This window comes from Rhodococcus sp. IEGM1428 (assembly GCF_050321865.1).
Taxonomy (GTDB): domain Bacteria; phylum Actinomycetota; class Actinomycetes; order Mycobacteriales; family Mycobacteriaceae; genus Rhodococcoides.
Genome location: NZ_JBNQFW010000002.1, coordinates 709,018 through 728,664, shown reverse-complemented (window position 1 = coordinate 728,664; position 19,647 = coordinate 709,018). Strand labels below are relative to the sequence as shown.

Genomic DNA, 19,647 nt, shown 5'->3' with positions numbered 1-19,647 from the left:
AGATTACACACGGCAAAGGCCAGAAGGCAAAACGGCTGGTCGACGCCTCAGGTTCGCACGGCGTTCGCGTAAAAGATGCTTGTTGCTCGTCAGCGCATGAAGCTGTCGAACCAATCGAAGATTCGAGTCTGAGCATCGACCAGAGCTGCCTCGGCCGGATCGGTGTGGTCGCTGCTGCCCGGTTGCTCCCTGGGATGGTCGGCCCGATGCTGCACACCCGAGTAGCTGACGATGTTCGTGGCCACTGAGGCACGCGTGGCAGCGTCGCGAAGGGCTTCGATGTGATCCGGTGGGGTGTGCGGGTCGTCTTCGCCGTAGAGACCGAGCCAGGGTGCCTGCAGCTTGGGTGCGGCCTCGACCAACGCGATCGCGTCGGAGTTGAGCGGTTCGACGATGCCCGCCGCGGCAACACTGACCGCCGCTCCGACAGGACGGCTGGTGGCCACGATCAGAGCCGCTGTGCCTGCGTCGTCGAATCCGATGACCCCGACACAATCGGGATAGACCCCGCGCTGCACCAGCCAGTCGGAGGTGGCGTCGAAGTCTGCGAAGAGGTCGTCGCCGAAGACTTCCCTGTCGTCGCTGTGACCCCGGTGAAAGAGATTCGGGGCGACGGCCAGCCAGCCTTCCATCGCCAGCGCACGCAGCAGGTCGAGCAGAGACTGCGGAATTTCACGCGCCTCGTGGAGCACGACGATTCCGCCGCGCGGTGTGCCCTCCGGTTCGACGGCCGTCAGAGGCACCTTCTCTCGTGGCGGAGATTCGTGCGCGGACGTATCCACCTCGTCGTCCGCGCCGACTGTGGGCGCGGTGGCGGACCGAAGGACTGCGACGTCGCTGAAGATTCCCGACATACTTATCGAAGATAGGACGATCGGTCCGGTCGTGCACAGCAATAACACGGACGCGTAGAAGTCAACCCCGAACCTGAGCGCATAATGGCAGCCGTGACCGCGCACATCCGCCCCGACCTCGACGCCATCCCCGCTTACATTCCCGGCCGTAGCTTTCCGGGGGCAATCAAGCTGGCGAGCAACGAAACAACGCAGGGCCCGCTGCCCAGCGTGCATGCCGCTATTGCCGAGGCCGTCGGTGGCGTCAACCGCTACCCCGATATCCGGGCGACGGCACTCGTCGAATCCTTGGCGAAGAAGCTCGGCGTTGCGACCGAAAATGTGGCCGCAGGTAACGGTTCGGTTGCACTGTGCCAAGAGGTCGTTCAGATCACGTGTGGCCCCGGCGACGAGGTGCTGTTCGCATGGCGTTCGTTCGAGGCGTACCCGATCATCGCGCGCGTTGCCGGTGCGACGCCCGTGCAGGTTCCACTGACCGCAGACCACGTGCACGATCTCGACGCGATGCTCGCGGCCATCACCGACCGCACCCGCCTGATCTTCGTGTGCAACCCCAACAATCCGACGGGAACCGTCGTCCGGCGCGCCGAGCTCGAGGCCTTCCTCGACGCGGTGCCGTCGAACATTCTCGTCGTACTGGACGAGGCCTACTTCGAGTACACCCGTCCCGCCGCTGACGGCGATCACGTCGATGGCGTGGAACTCGCGCGTGGACGACGCAACGTGATCGTGCTGCGCACCTTCTCGAAGGCGTACGGTCTCGCCGGCCTGCGGGTGGGCTACGCGGTAGCCGACCCGGACGTGATCACAGCGCTGTCCAAGGTGCGTATCGCCTTCGCAGTCAGCACGATCGCGCAGCAGGCAGCGTTGTCGTCGCTCGCGGCCTCGGCGGAGTTACTGGCCCGCACCGACGCCCTCATCGTCGAACGCGACCGCGTACGCGACGCTCTGGTCGGAGGAGGCTTCGACGTCAACGCATCGCAGTCCAACTTCGTGTGGCTGCCGTTGGCCGAGAGGTCCGGTGCATTCGCGTCGGCTGCAGCCGAACAGGGCCTGCTGCTGCGCGCCTACGGAAACGACGGCGTGCGGGTCACCATCGGCGACCCGCACGAGAACGACGCATTTCTGAAGTACGCCCTACAGGCCTAGCGCGCGTTCGAGCGTCGGCCAGGATTCACGCAGGTCGTCCTGCCAGTACGGCCAGCCGTGAATTCCGTAGGGGCGATAGACGGTTGTCGCAGGGATGTCCAACGCGCGCAGTCTCGTGTCGAACACTGTCGTGCAGTACAGCGCGGCGGCCTCGAGTGGCCCGCCCATGAGCGCACTCTCCGGTCCGCTACCTCCGGGACCGAGTTCGTACGGGCCGGGCAAACCGGTACCGACAGAGATGTAGACGTCTTTGCCGCGGAGGGCCTCGGCGTTGGCGGATGGGTCGTGCTGCACCCAGAGAGGATCGGTGTTCTCGCCCCACATGTTGGACGCGTTTCCGCCGTTGGTCGCGACGGTAGCGCGCACCGCGTCCTTGAAGTTGGTCTGCGAATTGTCGTAGCAACCGCTCAGGCCAGCGACGCCGGTGTAGAGCTTGGGGTGACGCGTGATCAGATCCATCGCGGCCTGCGCGCCCATCGAGACACCCGCGATCGCGTTGGTGCCGTTACCGGAGAAGCGCGCATCGATCAGCGGCGGCAGCTCCGACGTCAGGAACGTCTCCCACTTGTTCACACCGAGTACTGGATCCGGAACATTCCAGTCGGTGTAGTAGCTGCTCGATCCGCCGACCGGGAGCACCACGTTGACCTGCTTGTCCGCGAAGAAATTGACGATGTCGGTCTTCTGCGTCCAGGTGCTTTCCTTGTAATCGGATTCCTTGCCTGCACTCACACCGTCGAGCATGTAGAGCGTAGGGCGGGACACGGCCTGCGCGGCCGGAAGAAGAACCTGGACCTGAATGGCGCGGCCCATGGCGGGCGAGTCGACCCACACCGCAGCGCGGCGGTCGGTCAGCATGTCGACACGATCGATTCGCGCCGACGCCGTCGGCAGGGACTGGGCCTCCATGCTGGGCACTGGACCGCCACCATCGGAACTGCCGGTACCGGGCAGCGGCTGCGCCCCGGCGAGACCCGACCCCAGCAGGGAAACTGCCAGAGCAGTTCCCGCTACTGCCAACACACGACGGTGCATCTGATCTGCCATCCTCCCCAGGCGCACCCTCGCGGGCGCAACACAAACAACATCCGTTACACAACGTACCCACCGCTACGCAGACACGCCGAGGCCTGTGGGTCCGCTCACAGTAGCCGCGAAACGACGCGTACAAAAGTCTGCGTAATCCTTTGTTACATCTACCGAAAATGTAACGGTCTACCTGGTCCGATGTGCCGAATATTGCCGTAGTTCGGGAGGCACTCGATGTGACATTCGGTGGACTTTTCGGGGGTCGATGTCACATCGAGTGGACTTCCGTGGCGTCGACTCAGCCGCGGCCGGTCTCGCCCTGCAACTTGTCGATCATTTCCGACGCCTGAGCCTTGTTCAGATCGTCGGGGACTTCCTGCCCGGCTTCTTGAGCGAGGGTGCTCAAGTAGCTCTTCTGCGGCCCGGTCATCGGCTCGTCGCCGGTGACCCAATCGTCGGGATCCTTCTCGGGGTTCTGGTTGACCTGCTCATTTTCGCTCATACGTTCGTAAGTACGCCGAATCGGCGGGTTCCAAACACGTTCGTGTTCAGGAGACGCGTCCGTAGGTCGTGCGAATGACTTGATTGACAGTTCAATGATCGCCCGGCAATGCTCCACGTCACACCCCCCTCGATTGGAACCTCATGAAGACGAAAAACCTGTTGGTCAAGATCGGCATCTCCAGCGTGATTGCGGCGGCAGCCGTGGTCGCCGCCCCTGCCGTCGCCTCCGCCGACCCGATCACCGATTTCCTGTGCGGAGCCGGCTCGGCCCAGTTCTGCGTCCTGCCTCCGCCGCCCGCCTTCACACCCCCGCCGGCACCGCAGGGAGCACCAGCGCCCGCACCTCAGCCAAGCGGATTCCAGTACAAGAACTGCGACGCCGCACGTGACGCTGGCGCCGCTCCCGTCTACCGCGACGAGTACGGCTACGGCCCCCACCTCGACCGCGACAACGACGGCATCGGCTGCGAGTAGCGAATTCGCACTTGTGCGGGCAGATAGCTCGGAATTGTCCGCATAAGTGCGATCTCGGCGGGCGGATACGCTCATTCGGTGAGACGACGCCAGCAACCACCCCTGGCGAAGCGACACGGCCTGGACCCCGCGCGCATCCGAATGCCCGAGGACGGCACCTGGCGCACCGTCCGTGACTTCCTGACGGCGACCGAGCTACGAATTCCTTCGGACAGGATCGACGCCATGTTCGACGCCGGCGAGATCGTCGACATGGCCGGTCCCATCTCCTCCGACGCGCCGTACGTGGCCGGCGAGGCCGTCTGGTTCCACCGCGACCTTCCGACGGAAACCGTTGTGCCGTTCGATATTTCGATCGTGCACCGCGATGACGCGCTACTGGTGATCGACAAGCCACACTTTCTGCCAACCATCCCCCGCGGCGGACATATCCTGCAGACCGCGCTGGTGCGACTGCGCCTGGAACTCGATCTACCGCAACTAGTGCCCGCGCACCGACTCGACCGCGTCACCGCGGGTCTGGTCTTGTTCGTCGTCGATCCGACACTTCGTGGCGCGTATCAGACGTTGTTCCAGGATCGAAAGGTTCACAAGGAGTACGAGGCGATTGCTTCGTACGACCCCACACTGACCCTGCCCACCATCGTTCGCAGTCGAATCGTCTCGGAGAGAGGACAATTCACGGCCCACGAGGTCTCCGGAGAACCCAACGCGCACACCACCGTCGAACTCCTGGACCACCACGACGCACTCGGCCGCTATCGACTGACACCGTTGACCGGCCGCACCCATCAACTGCGACTGCACATGAATTCGCTCGGGGTGCCGATCGTCGGTGACGACCTCTACCCGACGGCCACCAACCGGGCCGTCGACGATTTCACTGATCCACTCCAATTACTCGCCAGTGCAATCGAATTCATCGACCCGATCTCCAAATCTGTGCGACGCTTCGAAACGCGATTGAGCTTGGAACGTTGGGAGTCGGACGAAGGTTGACGTCTCGCGCTCACGTCGCCAACGGATCGCGTCCCCCGAGCATCATCTCGAACTCGGAATAGGTTTCCAGGGAAGCGAAGTGGCGCGAATAGAGATCCACGGCGTCTTCGGTTGGATTCTGTAGCGCCCGGGCCACATCGACCACATGCGCCAGCCGGATGTACGACCGGTCCTCGCCGGGGCCAACCGCATACTCATGCTCGCGCGCAAGGGTTTCGACCGCTCGCCGTGCAGCAGCATCGTCCACCGCGTAGACCAAATAGAAGTCCTCGCGATAGTATTCCCCGTCGCCGGCGACCTTACCGAGCTCGAATACCGCGATTCCGACATAAGCCTGCTTGGCAGCGTTCATACCGACGAAGGTAGCAGCGGGTTCGATCACCGCGCTTACCACCGAGAAGGCTCCAAAACCTCCTCTTACCCAGCGCTACTCAGAATGTCGGTGACGCTCGGACTCCACCAGTTCCTTCGTGCGCACGAGGCGCAGCGCGGTGACCAACACGACGCCCCCGATGATGTTGAACAGCACCGTATATCCGAACCATTCGATCCAGGCGACATAGCTCACGTCGGCACCCGCGTGGATGGCCCCGAAGATCAGCAGGGAATCGAGAATCGAGTGGAACAACTGCAGTCCGGCCAGAAGGAAACCAGCCGCCATGGCGGCGATGATCCGCGCGACGTCGGAGGTTGTTCCCTGCTGCATGCGGGTCAGCAGGGTCATCGTGCTGCCACCGAGAACAGCCAGGCAGATCGACTGAAGATTCAGTGGCGCGTCGACGAAATGATGAGCCGACTCGGACAACACCTCGAGCCACTGCGGAAACGCGTGTGCGATCAACCACATCACGAACCAACCGCCCAACAGATTGGCCAGTAACGTCCCGACCCACAGCCTCGCCAGCTGCAACGGTGTTCCGTTGCGGGCCACCACTGCTGCGATCGGCATCAGGAAGTCCTCGGTGAACAGCTCACCATGGGCGAGATAAATAGCCACCAGGCCGATGCCGAACGCCAGGCCTGCCAGTAGGTGACTGTCGGTCTCGTCCAGCACCGCGAGATACGCCATCACACCCAGAGCAACTTCGAGCCCGCCGAAGAATCCGGTGATCAGAACAGTGCGCACGGTGCGGTGCAATCGCTCGGCACCTTCGGAGACGACAGCGTCGAAACTTTCCTCGAGTTCCTCTTCCAGAGGTCCCTCGTTGTCGCCGTCGTTGCGCCGCGCTTCTTCGCTCATTCGCAGGTAGTACCCACTGAGCCGGGATCGATACCAGCCCGTCGGCCACGTCGTAGTCCGAGCTTCGATCGGGGCAAACAAACCCGGCCCACCCTTGCGGGTGGACCGGGTTTGAATAACGAACATTTGGCGGAAGCGGAGGGATTTGAACCCTTTCAGGCGTCCCAGGTCCAAGCGCCACAGGTTAGTTGACCAGTACTTTTGCAGGTCTTTCGGTCGCTCTGAACTCTGGTGGATGACCCTTAATTGTGGGCAAAACGTGGGCAGGTACCGCACGCGGGTACCCATGCAGATCCTGAGCGCAGAACGGGACGCGCCAGAACGCCGATTGACACGCCGCCAGTGGGATTAGAGGCTGAGCGGCCTCTACATGGGATGGTTTCCTTGTGAACACCCGCTGACGCTGATTTGACGGCGAAACAGTTCCGCCCCACGGTTCCTTCACCGTTGCCAATTCAGTGCTCTAGGGAGAGGGTTGCGATTCTGAAGACGCAGGTATGTAGCATTCGCGGAACCGAGAGGAGGACAGACGCGTGGCCAACGTTCATGATGTCGCTGCCGCAATTTTGAAGTTCCACGGCAGGCCAATGAGTGCCATGAAGCTTCAAAAGCTGGTCTACTACTCGCAGGCCTGGAACTTAGCTTGGACCAATCAAGCCCTGTTCGATGACCGAATCGAGGCCTGGCGTAATGGTCCCGTCACAACCTCCCTTTATAGAGCCCACCGCGGCATGTTCGAGGTCTCAGACTGGCCACAAGGTGACCCCACGCGTCTAAGCCCAAACGAATCGGCGGTGGTGGGGGCCGTCGTTAGTACCTACGGTCCGCTGTCAGCTCGTGCGTTGAGCGATCAGACACACAGAGAGCGCCCCTGGAAGATTTCTCGAGGCAGCGTCGCCGAAGGTGAACGCAGCAACGCAGTCATTTCCCCGTCGGTGATGCGGGACTACTACCGAGCTTTGTCTCAGGCCCACTCAACGTGAACAAGCCTCCACTGCCGGCTAGAAGCCCGGGCTCGTTGACCGAACCGCTACACGAACTTCGAGACCTGATCACGAATGCGTTCGACTTCGCAGCTCGTCAGGGGCGTTCGGGCACGACCATGACGTCAGCGGTCTTGAAAAACACACTCTTGACACTCACCGGTCGGACCTTCAACGAGAGTCAGTACGGTTTCGACTCGTTCATCGGATTGATTCGATCGCTTCCGGACCTGGTCACTGTGGAAGGTGAGCGGCCACCCTTCGTGATCAGGCTTGCGACTCCGCCCTTCCCGAGCCAGTCAACTTCATTAATTGATCAACAAGTGCCGGTGTCTACGAGACTGCCGTTGGCAAGCCTTGCTGATACCGAACGGATACAGGTACGCCAGGACCTTTGGCGTGCAGCACTCGATTACACAGCTCCGTACGGCTACTGGTGGGTCAACGGTGAAGCAGTCGAAGCAAGCGCAGAGATCGCTCCGGTCGGCGCAACACGTTTTCAACCAATCACTCGGGACGAGTTGAACACCGCCAGGCTGAAGTTCGGTGAGCAGTACCTCAGCCCCGAGCAAACAACCCATTGGATCAACGTCGCCAGGGGCGCGATCAAGGCACTGCCTGAACGCCGCGCCGAATGGGCTGCTGAGCTAAAACGCCTGGTGATAAGCCACGTCGAGACCTGGTTCGAGAAGACACCAGGCCTTGAGCGACCGAACAATTTGTTCTCTACGCCGCAGACTGGCTCGAAACGCCAACGCTTACCGGTCGTCGCGAGGCCTCCAGCACGGACGGCGGAGCAAGATGATCTGCGCCAACTTGTTCTCTCAGTGGTTCGCGCTATGACGGAGGAGGAGCTGGGGACTCTGCAGCTTCCTGCCTCGGCTGTGCTGCGAGTACATCAACGGTGACCCGCAAGACCGACACTGATCCCACAGACGGTCCCAGCGACGACATCTGGAAGGAGCCGGAACTCGGTCCGGGCTACCGCACCGGGGATGTACCAGGGGGCATCGACTGGCCAATTTCGTTTTGGGTCATCCGTGTCCCCAACCCGTCGAAGGTACAGGTCGAGATCGTCCAGGCGATCCGTTCTGAGCTCGCTCGTCGAGGGATACGGCTTGGGAACGACCTTGCTTCCAGCCAATCAAACTCTCCCGGCGAGGAGAACATCCCGGTTCTCAAACCGTCGGACGCCAAGCGGCTGTATCAAACAATCCACCGTAGACGGGTCGTCGTTCTATCGGTCGGTGGTGCGCGGGTCCAAAACGATCCGACTGAGGTCCCCACCAAGAAAGACAGCCAACTGTTAGAGCACTTCATCAGTCAGAAGGCCGCGTTCCAGCGGGTGACGAGGGTAGAGGAGGTCAGCCGGTCGATCGATGCTTGCCTAAGCTGGTGGGAAGATCCCCCACAACTCCGTTCGCTCTCCGATGAGCCAAGGTTGCTACCGGCTGTTTGCTTTTCCGGATTAGACGGCTACGAATCCCTTGGAAGTCTCGCCCGCTTCGACGCCGACCACGACCTACGGCCATGGACTGACAAGCACGGCAAACAGTGGGTGACGGCGACCGACATGCACACGGTGGAACTCCTGCATGTTGCGGGCACTACGCTCCCGATCGGCTTCCATTGGGATGTTCAGCTTCGCCGGGGAAGATCAGTTGTAATGTGCGCTTGGGAGCGCTGGGAGGGCGTTACGAACTACGTCAACATTCATCCCAACGCCCACATCCGGCCAGGCCCCCGGAACGGAAGGAAAGTTTTCGACTGTGAGAGTGGCACTATCGGCGACAAACCTCGCAGAACCGCTGCTCGCAAGCGGAAGGGCCGCAGATAGCAGCAATGCCCCGCCAGTAAGGGCGAGGCATAGCTAAGGATCGAGTCTTACGTCCCCAAAGGTCGGAACCTAACAGTGACTGCACATTGGCCGGAGGTAGCTGTGAGGGAAGATGTCTGTTGTTTTGAGCTTTTCCCTGCTCGATCTAGCTCTCCATCACCTATCAGCGAACTATGAGGGCGGAACCCCGGTACAACCGAAGGTTCCATATCCACGGAGCACGCTTCGCTAGCGAGCGTGCTCGGCCGACAACCAGATGGTAGCTCCGTTTTGGAACTTATGCAAAGGGGATCTGCACACATCCGCCTCCAAGGATAAGCAGGTCAGCGCAGCTCACGGTGGGGTAGACGAAACAGTCATGCACAGCCGCGTCAACACCTCTGCCTTCAGACCCAGCCCTGAACGATGATCCAGGAGGTCGACGTCGAGGCAAAACTGCTATCCATCAAGCACGCGGGACAAGCCTGCGACATCCGGTCGATCACCCCTTTGAATGGCGTGCTCGAGCTCGGACGCCACTGCGCGCAAAACCTTGTCCTGCGCTGCGAACGGACCTAGACGACCCATGCGGCGTCTGATGCCCGCGCCCAGCGTCAGCTGCTCGCCCTTTTTTAGCTTTGTCTGCCTCACCAGGGTCATCATCTCCTGCAAAGCTGAGCCATAGGTCGCTCCAGGAGACGAAACCGTCTCAATAAGTGGGACTGGTTGTGGCTCCGCCGACACTCGACCCGGTCCGTCATGTGTCTTGGTTTCGACCCCTTGTCGCGGGCTTCGATTAGAAGATCGCCCACTTTCCGGGACTAAGACAGACCCCACCTTGTCGTCAATCACAAAGATGTCCACCTGGGAGGCGGGGAAGGTCGCTGTGAGCACTGCATCCGAAGACGCGGGCTCCGACGGAGCGTCCAACAACAAAGACCTGCGCCCTCCCGAAATGTCGACTGTTGCTGTCAACCGGCGGCCTGGCTGGTCAGTGGTCTTCGCGATATCCCATATCAGAGACTTCTTCGGGGCAGATGACTCAGCCAGCGACGATTCAATCTGGCCTTCGGGTATGTCAAGAACCCTACGAGCAGCCGGGGGCACCTCCACACCACGCCTGCTAGCCAACTTCTGCGCTAGCCGTGCCGAACGACGCACCACGGCTTCATACTTGTCTGGTGACAGATTGTCGAAGCGTTCCGATCGCGGAGCCATTCAGACCTCCCTCAAAGGCTGCACCACTATTGTGCGCTTGACACTGGTCATTTGTCTTCCTGGTTCTGGTCTTGCGTGCCGCTTAGTCGCAGCTCCAATGCTTCAAGGTAGGTCAAGTGATAGTCCTCGATCAGCTCAGCGAGCGCTTTGTCGAGCTCTTGACTCTGGTCCGCCAGACGTTCAAGCAGCCCGACAAAGACCTCCGGGTCCAGTGTGTCTTCGCGCTCGACTGCCCAAACGAATCGATCCCAGCACCGTTCGATCGCCTCACTCTTCTCCCGATCCTTCTGCGCCAAGGCGAAGTGCCGCTCACTCTCTAGCTGGGTCGTCGCAAAGTGGCTTGAGGCCTGTTGGCGGGACTGCCAACTCGCCAAATATGCCAATGAACCACCGGTTAACACACCGACGCCGGTGTAGATCGTCGCCTGCGCCGGGGTAAGCACGTCCCATTGCAAGAGTAAGGACAAGAGCAACAAAACCCCGGCGAGTGGCAGCAGTATGTACGACCCAATCTTCATCACTTGCGCCAAGCGATCCGACGGTTCGACGCTGGGTTCAGTCGGCGACGAAGCCACCCCCTTTGGCGGTCGTGCGTCAGGCGCTACCGTCACTTCAAAAGACCCCTCCCTTGTACACAGCCGTCAAAGTACATCAGCTGCGGAGTTCCTGCCGCTAGCTGCGATCGAGCCCATCGAAGCGAAACCGATCGCAAGGAGAGGGGGTTCAAAAACGACCGTATTTGTAACGCATCGGTTTCGCACCCTCCGCCAAGGCTTTCGCCAGAAAAAGATGTTGCGGAACTCATGTCCGAAACCTATGTTTCATATTGCGCTGAACAGATGAGTTTTGTAACATGTCGGTATGGCACATATGCTCGGTTACGCCCGCGTCTCCACAGCCGATCAGACTGCGGCGAGCCAGGAGGACGCGCTGCACGCTGCAGGGTGCTACCGAGTCTGGACCGACGTGGCGAGTGGCGCTACTACCAACCGCCCTCAGCTGGACGCGCTTCTAGATGCCCTGAGGCCAGGCGACACCCTGACGGTGTGGAGACTCGACCGGCTAGGCAGGTCTCTACCCCACCTGCTCGAGACCGTCGATTCTTTGCAGGCCCGTGGCATCGGATTTAAATCACTGACGGAATCTATCGACACGACGACTTCGGGCGGCAAACTGATTTTCTCGATCTTTGGCGCACTGGCCGAGTTCGAACGCAACCTCATTCGCGAACGCACCAACGTTGGCCTGAAGGCTGCAAGGGATCGAGGCCGCGTCGGAGGCCGTCCGTCGAAGGTGACGCCGGCCAAACTCAACCAGGCCAAGAAGATGCGGCGCGATGGGGTCGGACTCGCCGAGATCGCCGCTGTGATTGGAGTAAGCAGGACCACCCTGTTCAGGCATTTGACCACGCAGACCTCGGCTGTCGAGAGCGACGCAGCTGCTCCCTGACCGTGTTAGACACTTTGGCGTTAATTGCGTAGACCGACGGAGGCTGTTGTACAAGAACTGTCCCTAAGCGTTACAACACACTCGCACAGTGAGTATCAAATGGACCCGGTCGTAGTTGTCGCCTACGACTACGAACCTCCAATGCGCTAGGAACAAACCTGGTAGGGGAAGTACTTCGCTTCCGGGTTCGACGTGGGGGGACGCAGCTCAAACGCGTTGACTTCCAGCGTGGGAGTCACTTGAGGATTGGTGAGCGTGAAATCATCAAGAGTCAGGGCGATGTCAATCGACCGCGGCCCGACAGTGATGGACGAACGAGCGGAATCCACGGCACGGGTCCCTTCTTCCGTTGTTTCGGAGAACGACCAGGCCGACGCAGAGCCTGTGTCTCGATCGATTGAGATCGACGGGCCGTCTTCGCCCTGCAGTAGCACCGTGATGCCGAAGTCACTGCCCACCAGAAAAGTCCCGAGACTGGACGATGTGGCCTGTCGGACTCCTCCAGGAAGAATTCCGCTGAAGCCGACAGACAAGACGATGACGCCATCGTCGACCTTCGCAGCAGTGGCACTTTGGGCAAGATAGGCAGGCTGCTGGTTGGTTTCACCGAAGTCGGAGTCTGGCGCAGAGTAGGGCTCGATCTGACAGCTCAGAGTCACAGGGAACGCCGACAGGTCTGGCTTGGCCTTTACTGACTCAGCACCAAACGCCCGATAGGTGATGACGCCGGCTAAGGCAACCAGAGCGACAACGAGGATCGCCAGTCCCAGTAGCACTGGACCTCTGGTGAATCTGGCGCGAAATGTTGATGCCATGGATTGACTCTCCTCAAAGCAAAGCTTGGCGTGTAATCCGACGGACTCTTGCGGCTCCGGACGGGCAGTCCAAAATATCCTAACTTGGGATATCCAGGGCCACAGCGATGCCCTATCAGGGTGGAGAAGTCGATCTACTCAGACGAGTACAGGCAGCTCTGCCTGATGCTCAGAAAGCTGAGGGTCGATGCAGGACTGACGCAAGTCAGCGTCGCTGCCACCCTCGGCGTCCCACAATCATTCGTAAGTAAGTACGAGTCGGGCGAACGTCGGCTAGATGTAATCGAGCTCCAACACGTTGCACGAGCACTCGGCACCGACGCAGCAGCGATCGTCCAGTCCCTGGCTCAGTGACAATGACGATCGCTTCGACCACGGGCCACCAGAAGCATCAGGCCTTCGCCTGAGCGAGGCTCGAAGGTCCACCACGCACCTACGAGGCCCATCCTCCAACTAGTCTGCTGCGGTGGCACGCAAACCCTCAGGTCTATCCGATGACTACTTCGTCCTTTCCATAACCCGGGCACTCGGCGATCAGTTGATGGAAGCGCTGAATAGACGCGTTCCCCGACCCCTGTCAGAAGAGCAAATTTCAAAAGTTCGGAACGAACCGGGCGTGTATGCACTCTGGCTCGATGGAGTGCAGGTGTATGTGGGCAAGGCATCCAAGGGAGTCCCGACCAGACTGCGGAACCACCTCGCTAAATTGCGCGGACGTCGCATCGTCGGGAACCTTGCGTTCACTTTTCTCTATGTCGGGGAGGACCTGGAAGCGTCGGCACCAGAAAAGATGCTGATCGCACGGTATAAGCCCCTCGGCAAGGCCCGCTGGAACAATAGCGGCATCGGCGGCAAGGACGTGGGAAGACGGCGAGACGCTACCTTGATCAAGAAAGGGCACTTCGATGCCCTTTACCCGATTGACGTGAACACGCCCGTCACCTGCGGTTTCAGCGAGACAAAGGTGTCCGCGCACGCTGTCGCGACGGCGTTGAAAGCTGCCCTGCCATTCCTGCTGCGTTTCGATCGCGACAATCGAAGTGCCATGAGCATCCTCGACGAACACATCGTCGAAATCCCCGCCGAAGGATCGAGCCTGGCGTGCTGGCTGCGTTCGGTCCTCACTCCGCTGCCTGCTGGCTGGCAGGCGACTGCGTTGCCTGGGCATGTCATCCTCTACACGGAGGACAACCCCGACGTGTACAAGAGTGCCTTGAGATACTGGAGAAGTACCGAAGTCGGAGTAGTCGAAGTCGAAGGCATGGCACAGGTCGATGACAGCCCGCTCAAGGCGTCCAAGACTCACGACCCCGAAGATTGGGATGACGGCTCGTAGCCAACAATCACCCGTGCCGGGAACGATCAGTCCGCGACAGGCTTTCTTGCTGCTCGATCAGCTCAGGGTGTTCATGACGCATCTGTGTCAGCAGCAGGCTCGCCAAGCCTAGGACGCCCACCGCATAACGTTGCAGGTCGGAACGATGCTGAACATGGTGTCGATCGACGTTACCTGCGGCCTGCACGAATCCGGTCCCCAAGGCTCGCCAACCTTCCCACTCCCCCCGCATCGCGCCCAGCCGGAGGGGTCCAGCGTCAGCCAGAGCTTGGCCGAAGAGTCCCTTCCCCACAGCATCCGAGCCTTGCGCAGACCATCGACGAACTTTGTCCTCAGTGAAGACTGCCGCTTGCGTCGCAACCTTGCCCCAGTCACCGTCCTCGACAAGCGCTCGCACATGGGCCCACAGTTCGCTATCGAAACTGCTCTCGTCGAGCGGTTCGTCTATCTCAAGCCCCAGCTCAAGCGCGTAAATAGCAGATTCAGCGTATCTCGCCGTAGCTGCCACCACTCCTTGCGTGCTGTCCGAGCGAACACGTTCTATTCTCCTGATGAGGTGGTGATCTGGACCAAGGGACCGTCGGATCACTTCGCAAACATTCGCCCGCCACTGAGGCGAGGTGGGCCCACTTCCGGAACCCACACTCGGAGTCATCGCAACGAGCTCACGCAGCTTGACTATCGCCAACTCAGGTCGCATGCCCAGAGAGTAGCCAAGGCAGCGGGGCCAAGCAGCGACGTCCTGGTCGGTCACGAAACCGCCTCGAACGCGCCGATGGTCTAGGTCGAGACACGACCACTTTCGCAAACCGATAGTTTTAAGCTGTGGCCTCCAACCAGACCCCCAACCCCAGACCGGACGCCGACTTCAAGCTTTCCATCACTCGTGCGCTTGCAGATCAGTTGCAACGGGCACTAGAGACTTTGACGCCGGCCACCCTGACATCCCAGGCCATATCGGAGCTACAAAATCGGCCTGGCGTGTATGCCCTATTCCTGGACGGTGAACGAGTTTACGTGGGCAAGGCTTCGCGCTCCCTCACTGCCCGACTCGGTAAACACCTACGAAAACTGTCCGGACGGTCTGGTTTTGCGAACCGACTTACTTTCATCTGCCTGTACGTAGACGAGGATCTTGAGGCTTCAGCGCCCGAGAAGATGCTGATCAAGGCGTACCGAACGGATGGAGGAGCTCCATGGAACACCAACGGCTTTGGCAACAACGATCCGGGTAAGCAGCGCGACACATCAAGGATCAAGGCCAATCACTTCGATGCCCTTTTCCCCATCAACTTGAGCCTTGAGCTGAGCATGGACGACCACATCATCGGCAGCAGCGATGCACTTACGCTTCTAACCAAGCTCAAGGAGCAGCTCCCCTACCTTCTGCGCTACGACAATGCCCGGCCAGATGTACTTCGGAAAGCAGGGCTCACAATCCCTGCGGGCCCTCTGAAGTTGGCGGATTGGTTGGAACTGCTGGTGACGAACCTCCCGTCCGGATGGCAAGCAACCGCCCTACCGGGCTACGTCATTGTGTATCCAGAGAAGGACCCGGACCGATACCCCAGCGCCATCTCCATCTGGCGAAACGAGAGCGGGAAACTGATTGCAAGAGCAGGTGCCGCCGAACAAGGCCCGTCGACCGACGAGAACGAGGAATGGGACAGGTTGACGACAGATTCAGACGACGGCTGACCGCGCCCGCCACCGCATATTGCCTCAACGACCTTCCAAGACCCTTCACCTTACCGCGGGCCTGCGGTACTATTGCAGAGTGACGATGACCATGGAGCCACAGACCGGCCAGCGAAAAGCTCGGGCGATCAAGCCGACAACAACTGCCACGAGCATCGAGCTCTTCACTGGTGGTGGTGGATTGGCGATTGCAATGCATCAGGCCGGGTTTAAGCACCTGGCCGTAAATGAGTTCGCCAAGCGCGCCTGTGAGACCCTGCGCTCGAACGAGGCAATCGACGTTGCGCGACCGGGCACGAGGATGTCAGGTGTGCCGACCGCCGCCGCCGCCGCCAAGGCGAAAAAATGGCCCCTACTGGAGGGCGACGTCCGGGAGATCAGCTTCAGCGGATGGTCCGGAAAGGTGGATGTGGTCGCGGGTGGGGTTCCGTGTCAACCATTTTCCTTGGGGGGAGCGCACAAGGGCCACCTCGACGAGCGAAACCTGTGGCCAGACTTCGAGCGCGTAGTACGCGAAACCAGGCCACGAGTTCTGCTCGGCGAAAACGTCAAGGGTCTGACGCGACCATCGTTTGCGCCGTACTGGCAGTACGTTTTGAGGTCCCTCCGAGCCCCTTTCGAGTCGCGCCGCACCAGCGAATCGTGGGAAGACCACGATAAGAGACTGGTGAAAGCACTTCGGCGAGCGGGTGATCCATCAGAACGGTACGACGTTGAGGCCCACGTCGTAAACGCCGCAGACTACGGGGTCCCGCAGGTGCGGTGGCGCGTGTTTGTTGTAGGCATCCGTCAGGACGAAGCTCTTGAATGGAGCTTTCCTGAAGCCACACACAGTCGCCAAGCCCTGCGACAGGCGCAGGTCGACGGGTCGTACTGGGACGAACACCATCTCCCACACGATCCGACCAAGGCGATCCCTTCATCCGATCCCGACGGCGACTTGATCCGCTGGCAGACACTTCGCGACGCAATTCACGACCTACCCGAACCCATTGAAGGCGTCGAGTCTTCGGTTTGGCTCCATCATCGCGGTCACCCTGGAGCTAGGATTTACGCTGGCCACACTCCCAACGAGTTGGACAAGCCAGCCAAAACGGTGAAGGCAGGCGTCCACGGTGTACCGGGCGGCGAAAGTGTTCTCAGAAAGGACGACGGCACGATTCGATACCTCACGGTCCGAGAGACAGCTCGAATCATGACGTTCCCAGACACATGGAAGCTCGAGGGCCCTCGGGGCGAGCAAATGCGTCAGCTGGGCAACGCCGTGCCGGTGCGATTGGGTCGAGCGGTAGCGGACTCAGTAGTCAGTGCGCTACGAGCCAAATCAGGGGGCGGGGTCGCAACCCATGGATGAGCTTTACGTTGGGTCAGGCGGTGATTTCGATGCGATTTGGAAACCCGTGGCGGGACTGTCACAGGCTGCCCGCCGCATAGAGCAAGACGAGGCAGCCGGGGGGAGCTCCAACCGGCTCGTAACGTGCGCTGACGGTCATCAGGCAACAGCAAGTATCGCTCTGCGGCCTCCACCTGGCCGGAAGGGCTACAAGGTCTACGCCTACCTGCGCTGGCTCGAACACGGAACGTCCAAGACGCGGGAGAGGTATGTCTGCTCGATGCCCCCGGTGGACCGCAACAGGATGCTCGCACAGGCCTGGAGCCAAGCCAAGGACCGCGGCCTGCTGACCCCTGAAGGCCAACCGCCGATCGGTAGCTAGCGGACTACAGCGACCACGTCGCTCACGGCAGAATCGATTGTCTGGTGCTCCCAGATTCGAACCACGACCCACCCCGCTTTCTCCAGCGCGGCATCCTGTTCACGATCACGCTGCTGGTTGCGTCCGAGCTTTTGCGACCAGAACTCTGTATTGGTCCTGGGTCTTCTACAGTGCAGAGGGCACACGTGCCAAAAGCAACCATCAACGAACACCGCGATCCTCTGACGGGTGAAGACCACGTCAGGACGAATGACTCTGCCATCGACGCGGATCGGGAAGTCTTTCCTAAAGCGGTATCCCCTTTGATGGAGGGCAGATCGGACGGCAATCTCAGGCTTGGTGTCAGTGCGTTTCACCGCACGCATCATGCGGGACCGAACATCGCTAGCAATTCCCGATTCGGGGATCACAGAGTCTTCCAGCATGTTGCCAGGGTACTGAGATCATGCGCCCGTGAGCTCCCCGGTCGAAGGCATCAGTGGCCGCAGACCTATTGCTGGCAACTCCCCTCGAATCTCTTCATCCCGGCGTAGGTGGGGTTCTGGAGCTGTCCCTGTAGAACAGGAACAGCTCCGAATATCCCTTGGCAGTACGGGGACTTCACTGTTGGGCTACGGGTATTATTCGCTCGCCCCAGGACCGGAAGATGATGACGATACGAGCTTAAATCAGCTCCACTGGTGATGCCGGGTCTGCCTTGGACTCATCACGTCCGTCATCGCGGGCATGGCCTACAAACCATGCAAAAGCAATCCCGCTCTGACCGGGGACGACTCGGCGGGTTAGGCCGATACCACTGATAGCGTGTGGTCTGCGCGTTCAACTTAGAAGACCTCGGGCTTCCGACTTGCGATCGGGAGAATAACCCGAGGTCTTTCTTTGTACCGGAATGCTTTTACTCGTTACTGAGGCCTATATGTACCAATACTGTACTAGGACAACGTATCCTGACTATCAATCTAAGCCATGGGCGAGCCAGCATCCGCATGCAAGTGATCCTTCAGAGCCGGTCCGCATTCAGGTAGATCAACAGCCAGACCGAGCTCAGCGAAGTAGCTCAGGGGCGGTGCGACGGGCCGACGCAAGTCAAACCACTGGTATCTGCCGCCGGACTTGAGGGTGCTAGGTTCGGCAACGAGAATAGCGTTCCGACCTTGCATTCGGATCGAGCCCTCCTTGTTGCCGGGGCACAACCGCAGTCCCGGGGCCTTGTAGAGGAACTCCCACGTATTCGCGGCAGTTTTGGAGCTCATGGTCGCCCCGAGCTTCTTCAGATGCCACACCGACCCACCCTGGGTCGTATCAACTTGCAGGAGCACATGGCCGACTGGGACACGTAGGCCAATATTTGCCGTCGGCGTCTCTGACCACAGTTTGGTGACCACGTCGTGGCTTCGAGTCGCAGAGTGAACACCCCTGGCCGACTGCGGACACATCGACCCTGGTCGCAAACATACGACCTCGAAGCCATCCCTGATGTACCGATGCGCCCATGCACTCATGTCAATCATTGACTGGCTACCCACACAATGGCCGGACGGCCAGAGTCTGCCGGAAAGCCTGCTCTTGCAACCCCAGCCACTTCTATTAACCCGGCTCGGTCAAGAGCGGAAACAATCCTGCCAATCTGTCCGCGAAAATGCATTTCGGGCGTGAGGGCGCGATAGACCTGCGAGGCGGTAAACATGCGGCGGGAGCGCACAGCAGCGCGTAGCAGGCGATCAATTGACCGACCAGCCACCTCCGCCAGACGTTCGTTGACTTCGACCCGTGCATTCTCAACGAACTGGGTGATATTCGTTTCGTCGATGCGCGCAACGACGCCTTCGTCGTACACGTCGCCGAAGGCGCTCATGAGCTCCGCGTTGTCGATCGAGAGATCTTCCTCATGCACCCGCTTGAGGAGATTTCGAAGCATCTCAAGCGGGATGTACACGTCGTACTCTGCTTCATCCATGAAGTCGCACAACGCAGTCGGCGGCCAGTTGTCTGCGGCCACGCCTCCCATCCATTGCACCCTGTCCCTGTTTGACTTGCCTTCGTCGGTCATCGGTCCGTCTTTCCTGTGAGATAGCTGGGGTCTTGGGTGGAGTCCTGATCGATGCCCACCCGTATGACGATTGCGGTCGTTAGCGCTCTGCCTGGATAAGTCGCGTATCGGTGCGGACAAGGATGCTGTCCTTTTCCCACGCGTCGAACTTGTCCAGCGGGTATCGAATCTGCCTGCCAAGCCTCAAAAATGGCGGTCCGCCGCCCTTGTACCGCAGCTGTGCGAGCTGGGTAGGCGTCACCTTCAACATCTGCGCCATCTCCTCCACGGTCGCGTGTCCTGATCCAAACGCCATCTTCAGTCCTCAACTCTCGTGAT

Annotated in this window: 24 protein-coding genes; 12 read left to right on the top strand and 12 right to left on the bottom strand. The window is 60.2% G+C overall.

What is annotated here, in order from left to right:
• Nucleotides 1–89 precede the first annotated feature (89 nt).
• Nucleotides 90–854, bottom strand: a complete 765-nt coding sequence (locus tag ACQR3T_RS11990) for a dienelactone hydrolase family protein (RefSeq protein WP_428693547.1) — start codon at nt 852–854, stop codon at nt 90–92.
• A gap of 93 nt (nt 855–947) precedes the next feature.
• Here ACQR3T_RS11990 and hisC point away from each other — a divergent pair, with 93 nt between their 5' ends.
• A complete protein-coding gene (gene hisC, locus ACQR3T_RS11985; protein ID WP_428693546.1) occupies nt 948–2,003 on the top strand; it encodes a histidinol-phosphate transaminase in 1,056 nt (351 codons plus the stop codon).
• Here the strand turns inward: hisC and ACQR3T_RS11980 are convergent.
• A complete protein-coding gene (locus ACQR3T_RS11980) occupies nt 1,992–3,038 on the bottom strand; it encodes an alpha/beta hydrolase (protein ID WP_032381191.1) in 1,047 nt (348 codons plus the stop codon). The two genes, hisC and ACQR3T_RS11980, sit on opposite strands and share 12 nt — an antisense overlap.
• A 292-nt stretch (nt 3,039–3,330) precedes the next feature.
• On the bottom strand, nt 3,331–3,534 hold the full coding sequence (locus tag ACQR3T_RS11975; protein ID WP_032381115.1) for a DUF3072 domain-containing protein: 204 nt from the start codon (nt 3,532–3,534) through the stop codon (nt 3,331–3,333).
• 143 nt (nt 3,535–3,677) lie between these two features.
• Here ACQR3T_RS11975 and ACQR3T_RS11970 point away from each other — a divergent pair, with 143 nt between their 5' ends.
• Nucleotides 3,678–4,010, top strand: a complete 333-nt coding sequence (locus ACQR3T_RS11970) for an excalibur calcium-binding domain-containing protein (RefSeq protein ID WP_428693545.1) — start codon at nt 3,678–3,680, stop codon at nt 4,008–4,010.
• Nucleotides 4,011–4,088: 78 nt separating this feature from the next.
• Nucleotides 4,089–5,009, top strand: coding sequence for a pseudouridine synthase (locus ACQR3T_RS11965; protein ID WP_428693544.1), 921 nt, complete (start codon nt 4,089–4,091; stop codon nt 5,007–5,009).
• A 10-nt stretch (nt 5,010–5,019) separates the two neighbouring features.
• On the opposite strand, the gene ACQR3T_RS11960 is transcribed toward ACQR3T_RS11965, so the two are convergent.
• A complete protein-coding gene (locus ACQR3T_RS11960) occupies nt 5,020–5,361 on the bottom strand; it encodes a DUF4288 domain-containing protein (RefSeq protein WP_428693543.1) in 342 nt (113 codons plus the stop codon).
• Nucleotides 5,362–5,436: 75 nt separating this feature from the next.
• Nucleotides 5,437–6,249 carry a formate/nitrite transporter family protein gene (locus tag ACQR3T_RS11955; RefSeq protein ID WP_428693542.1) on the bottom strand — a complete coding sequence of 271 codons (813 nt, stop codon included), beginning with the start codon at nt 6,247–6,249 and terminating at the stop codon, nt 5,437–5,439.
• 533 nt (nt 6,250–6,782) lie between these two features.
• Between ACQR3T_RS11955 and ACQR3T_RS11950 the strand changes: the two genes are divergently transcribed.
• The 3 genes from ACQR3T_RS11950 to ACQR3T_RS11940 are packed head-to-tail and all read left to right on the top strand — an operon-like array spanning nt 6,783 to nt 9,069.
• The gene (locus ACQR3T_RS11950) at nt 6,783–7,232 is read left to right on the top strand and encodes a Panacea domain-containing protein (protein ID WP_428693541.1); all 450 of its coding nucleotides are present in this window, start codon (nt 6,783–6,785) and stop codon (nt 7,230–7,232) included.
• A 35-nt stretch (nt 7,233–7,267) separates the two neighbouring features.
• Nucleotides 7,268–8,140 (top strand): OST-HTH/LOTUS domain-containing protein, encoded by an 873-nt coding sequence (locus ACQR3T_RS11945; RefSeq protein ID WP_428693540.1) that lies wholly within the window; start codon nt 7,268–7,270, stop codon nt 8,138–8,140.
• Nucleotides 8,137–9,069 carry a hypothetical protein gene (locus tag ACQR3T_RS11940; RefSeq protein WP_428693539.1) on the top strand — a complete coding sequence of 311 codons (933 nt, stop codon included), beginning with the start codon at nt 8,137–8,139 and terminating at the stop codon, nt 9,067–9,069. Before ACQR3T_RS11945 ends, ACQR3T_RS11940 begins: the two co-directional genes overlap by 4 nt.
• 1,244 nt (nt 9,070–10,313) lie before the next feature.
• On the opposite strand, the gene ACQR3T_RS11935 is transcribed toward ACQR3T_RS11940, so the two are convergent.
• Nucleotides 10,314–10,796, bottom strand: coding sequence for a hypothetical protein (locus ACQR3T_RS11935; protein WP_428693538.1), 483 nt, complete (start codon nt 10,794–10,796; stop codon nt 10,314–10,316).
• Between the two features lie 331 nt (nt 10,797–11,127).
• Here ACQR3T_RS11935 and ACQR3T_RS11930 point away from each other — a divergent pair, with 331 nt between their 5' ends.
• The gene (locus tag ACQR3T_RS11930) at nt 11,128–11,715 is read left to right on the top strand and encodes a recombinase family protein (RefSeq protein ID WP_428693537.1); all 588 of its coding nucleotides are present in this window, start codon (nt 11,128–11,130) and stop codon (nt 11,713–11,715) included.
• A 146-nt stretch (nt 11,716–11,861) separates the two neighbouring features.
• On the opposite strand, the gene ACQR3T_RS11925 is transcribed toward ACQR3T_RS11930, so the two are convergent.
• Nucleotides 11,862–12,530: a hypothetical protein gene (locus ACQR3T_RS11925; RefSeq protein ID WP_428693536.1), complete on the bottom strand. Its 669-nt coding sequence runs from the start codon at nt 12,528–12,530 to the stop codon at nt 11,862–11,864.
• A gap of 165 nt (nt 12,531–12,695) precedes the next feature.
• Between ACQR3T_RS11925 and ACQR3T_RS11920 the strand changes: the two genes are divergently transcribed.
• Nucleotides 12,696–12,884, top strand: coding sequence for a helix-turn-helix domain-containing protein (locus ACQR3T_RS11920; RefSeq protein ID WP_428693912.1), 189 nt, complete (start codon nt 12,696–12,698; stop codon nt 12,882–12,884).
• 112 nt (nt 12,885–12,996) lie between these two features.
• Nucleotides 12,997–13,866, top strand: a complete 870-nt coding sequence (locus ACQR3T_RS11915; protein ID WP_428693535.1) for a hypothetical protein — start codon at nt 12,997–12,999, stop codon at nt 13,864–13,866.
• A gap of 7 nt (nt 13,867–13,873) precedes the next feature.
• Here ACQR3T_RS11915 and ACQR3T_RS11910 read toward each other — a convergent pair whose 3' ends face one another.
• Complete coding sequence (locus tag ACQR3T_RS11910; protein WP_428693534.1) at nt 13,874–14,374, bottom strand: TIGR02391 family protein; 501 nt, start codon at nt 14,372–14,374, stop codon at nt 13,874–13,876.
• A gap of 317 nt (nt 14,375–14,691) precedes the next feature.
• Between ACQR3T_RS11910 and ACQR3T_RS11905 the strand changes: the two genes are divergently transcribed.
• The 3 genes from ACQR3T_RS11905 (at nt 14,692) to ACQR3T_RS11895 (ending at nt 17,279) form a co-directional block, all read left to right on the top strand.
• Nucleotides 14,692–15,564, top strand: a complete 873-nt coding sequence (locus ACQR3T_RS11905) for a hypothetical protein (RefSeq protein ID WP_428693533.1) — start codon at nt 14,692–14,694, stop codon at nt 15,562–15,564.
• An 85-nt stretch (nt 15,565–15,649) separates the two neighbouring features.
• Nucleotides 15,650–16,918, top strand: coding sequence for a DNA cytosine methyltransferase (locus tag ACQR3T_RS11900; RefSeq protein ID WP_428693911.1), 1,269 nt, complete (start codon nt 15,650–15,652; stop codon nt 16,916–16,918).
• A 46-nt stretch (nt 16,919–16,964) separates the two neighbouring features.
• Complete coding sequence (locus ACQR3T_RS11895) at nt 16,965–17,279, top strand: hypothetical protein (RefSeq protein ID WP_428693532.1); 315 nt, start codon at nt 16,965–16,967, stop codon at nt 17,277–17,279.
• Here the strand turns inward: ACQR3T_RS11895 and ACQR3T_RS11890 are convergent.
• The 4 genes from ACQR3T_RS11890 to ACQR3T_RS11875 all read right to left on the bottom strand — a co-directional run bounded on the left by ACQR3T_RS11890 (nt 17,276) and on the right by ACQR3T_RS11875 (nt 19,624).
• Entirely contained in the window at nt 17,276–17,704 is a 429-nt protein-coding gene (locus tag ACQR3T_RS11890; protein WP_428693531.1) for a very short patch repair endonuclease, read from the bottom strand. The two genes, ACQR3T_RS11895 and ACQR3T_RS11890, sit on opposite strands and share 4 nt — an antisense overlap.
• A 534-nt stretch (nt 17,705–18,238) precedes the next feature.
• The gene (locus ACQR3T_RS11885) at nt 18,239–18,781 is read right to left on the bottom strand and encodes a bifunctional DNA primase/polymerase (RefSeq protein WP_428693530.1); all 543 of its coding nucleotides are present in this window, start codon (nt 18,779–18,781) and stop codon (nt 18,239–18,241) included.
• Between the two features lie 5 nt (nt 18,782–18,786).
• A complete protein-coding gene (locus ACQR3T_RS11880) occupies nt 18,787–19,329 on the bottom strand; it encodes a hypothetical protein (RefSeq protein ID WP_428693529.1) in 543 nt (180 codons plus the stop codon).
• A gap of 79 nt (nt 19,330–19,408) precedes the next feature.
• Nucleotides 19,409–19,624 (bottom strand): helix-turn-helix domain-containing protein, encoded by a 216-nt coding sequence (locus ACQR3T_RS11875; protein ID WP_428693528.1) that lies wholly within the window; start codon nt 19,622–19,624, stop codon nt 19,409–19,411.
• Nucleotides 19,625–19,647: the final 23 nt, after the last annotated feature.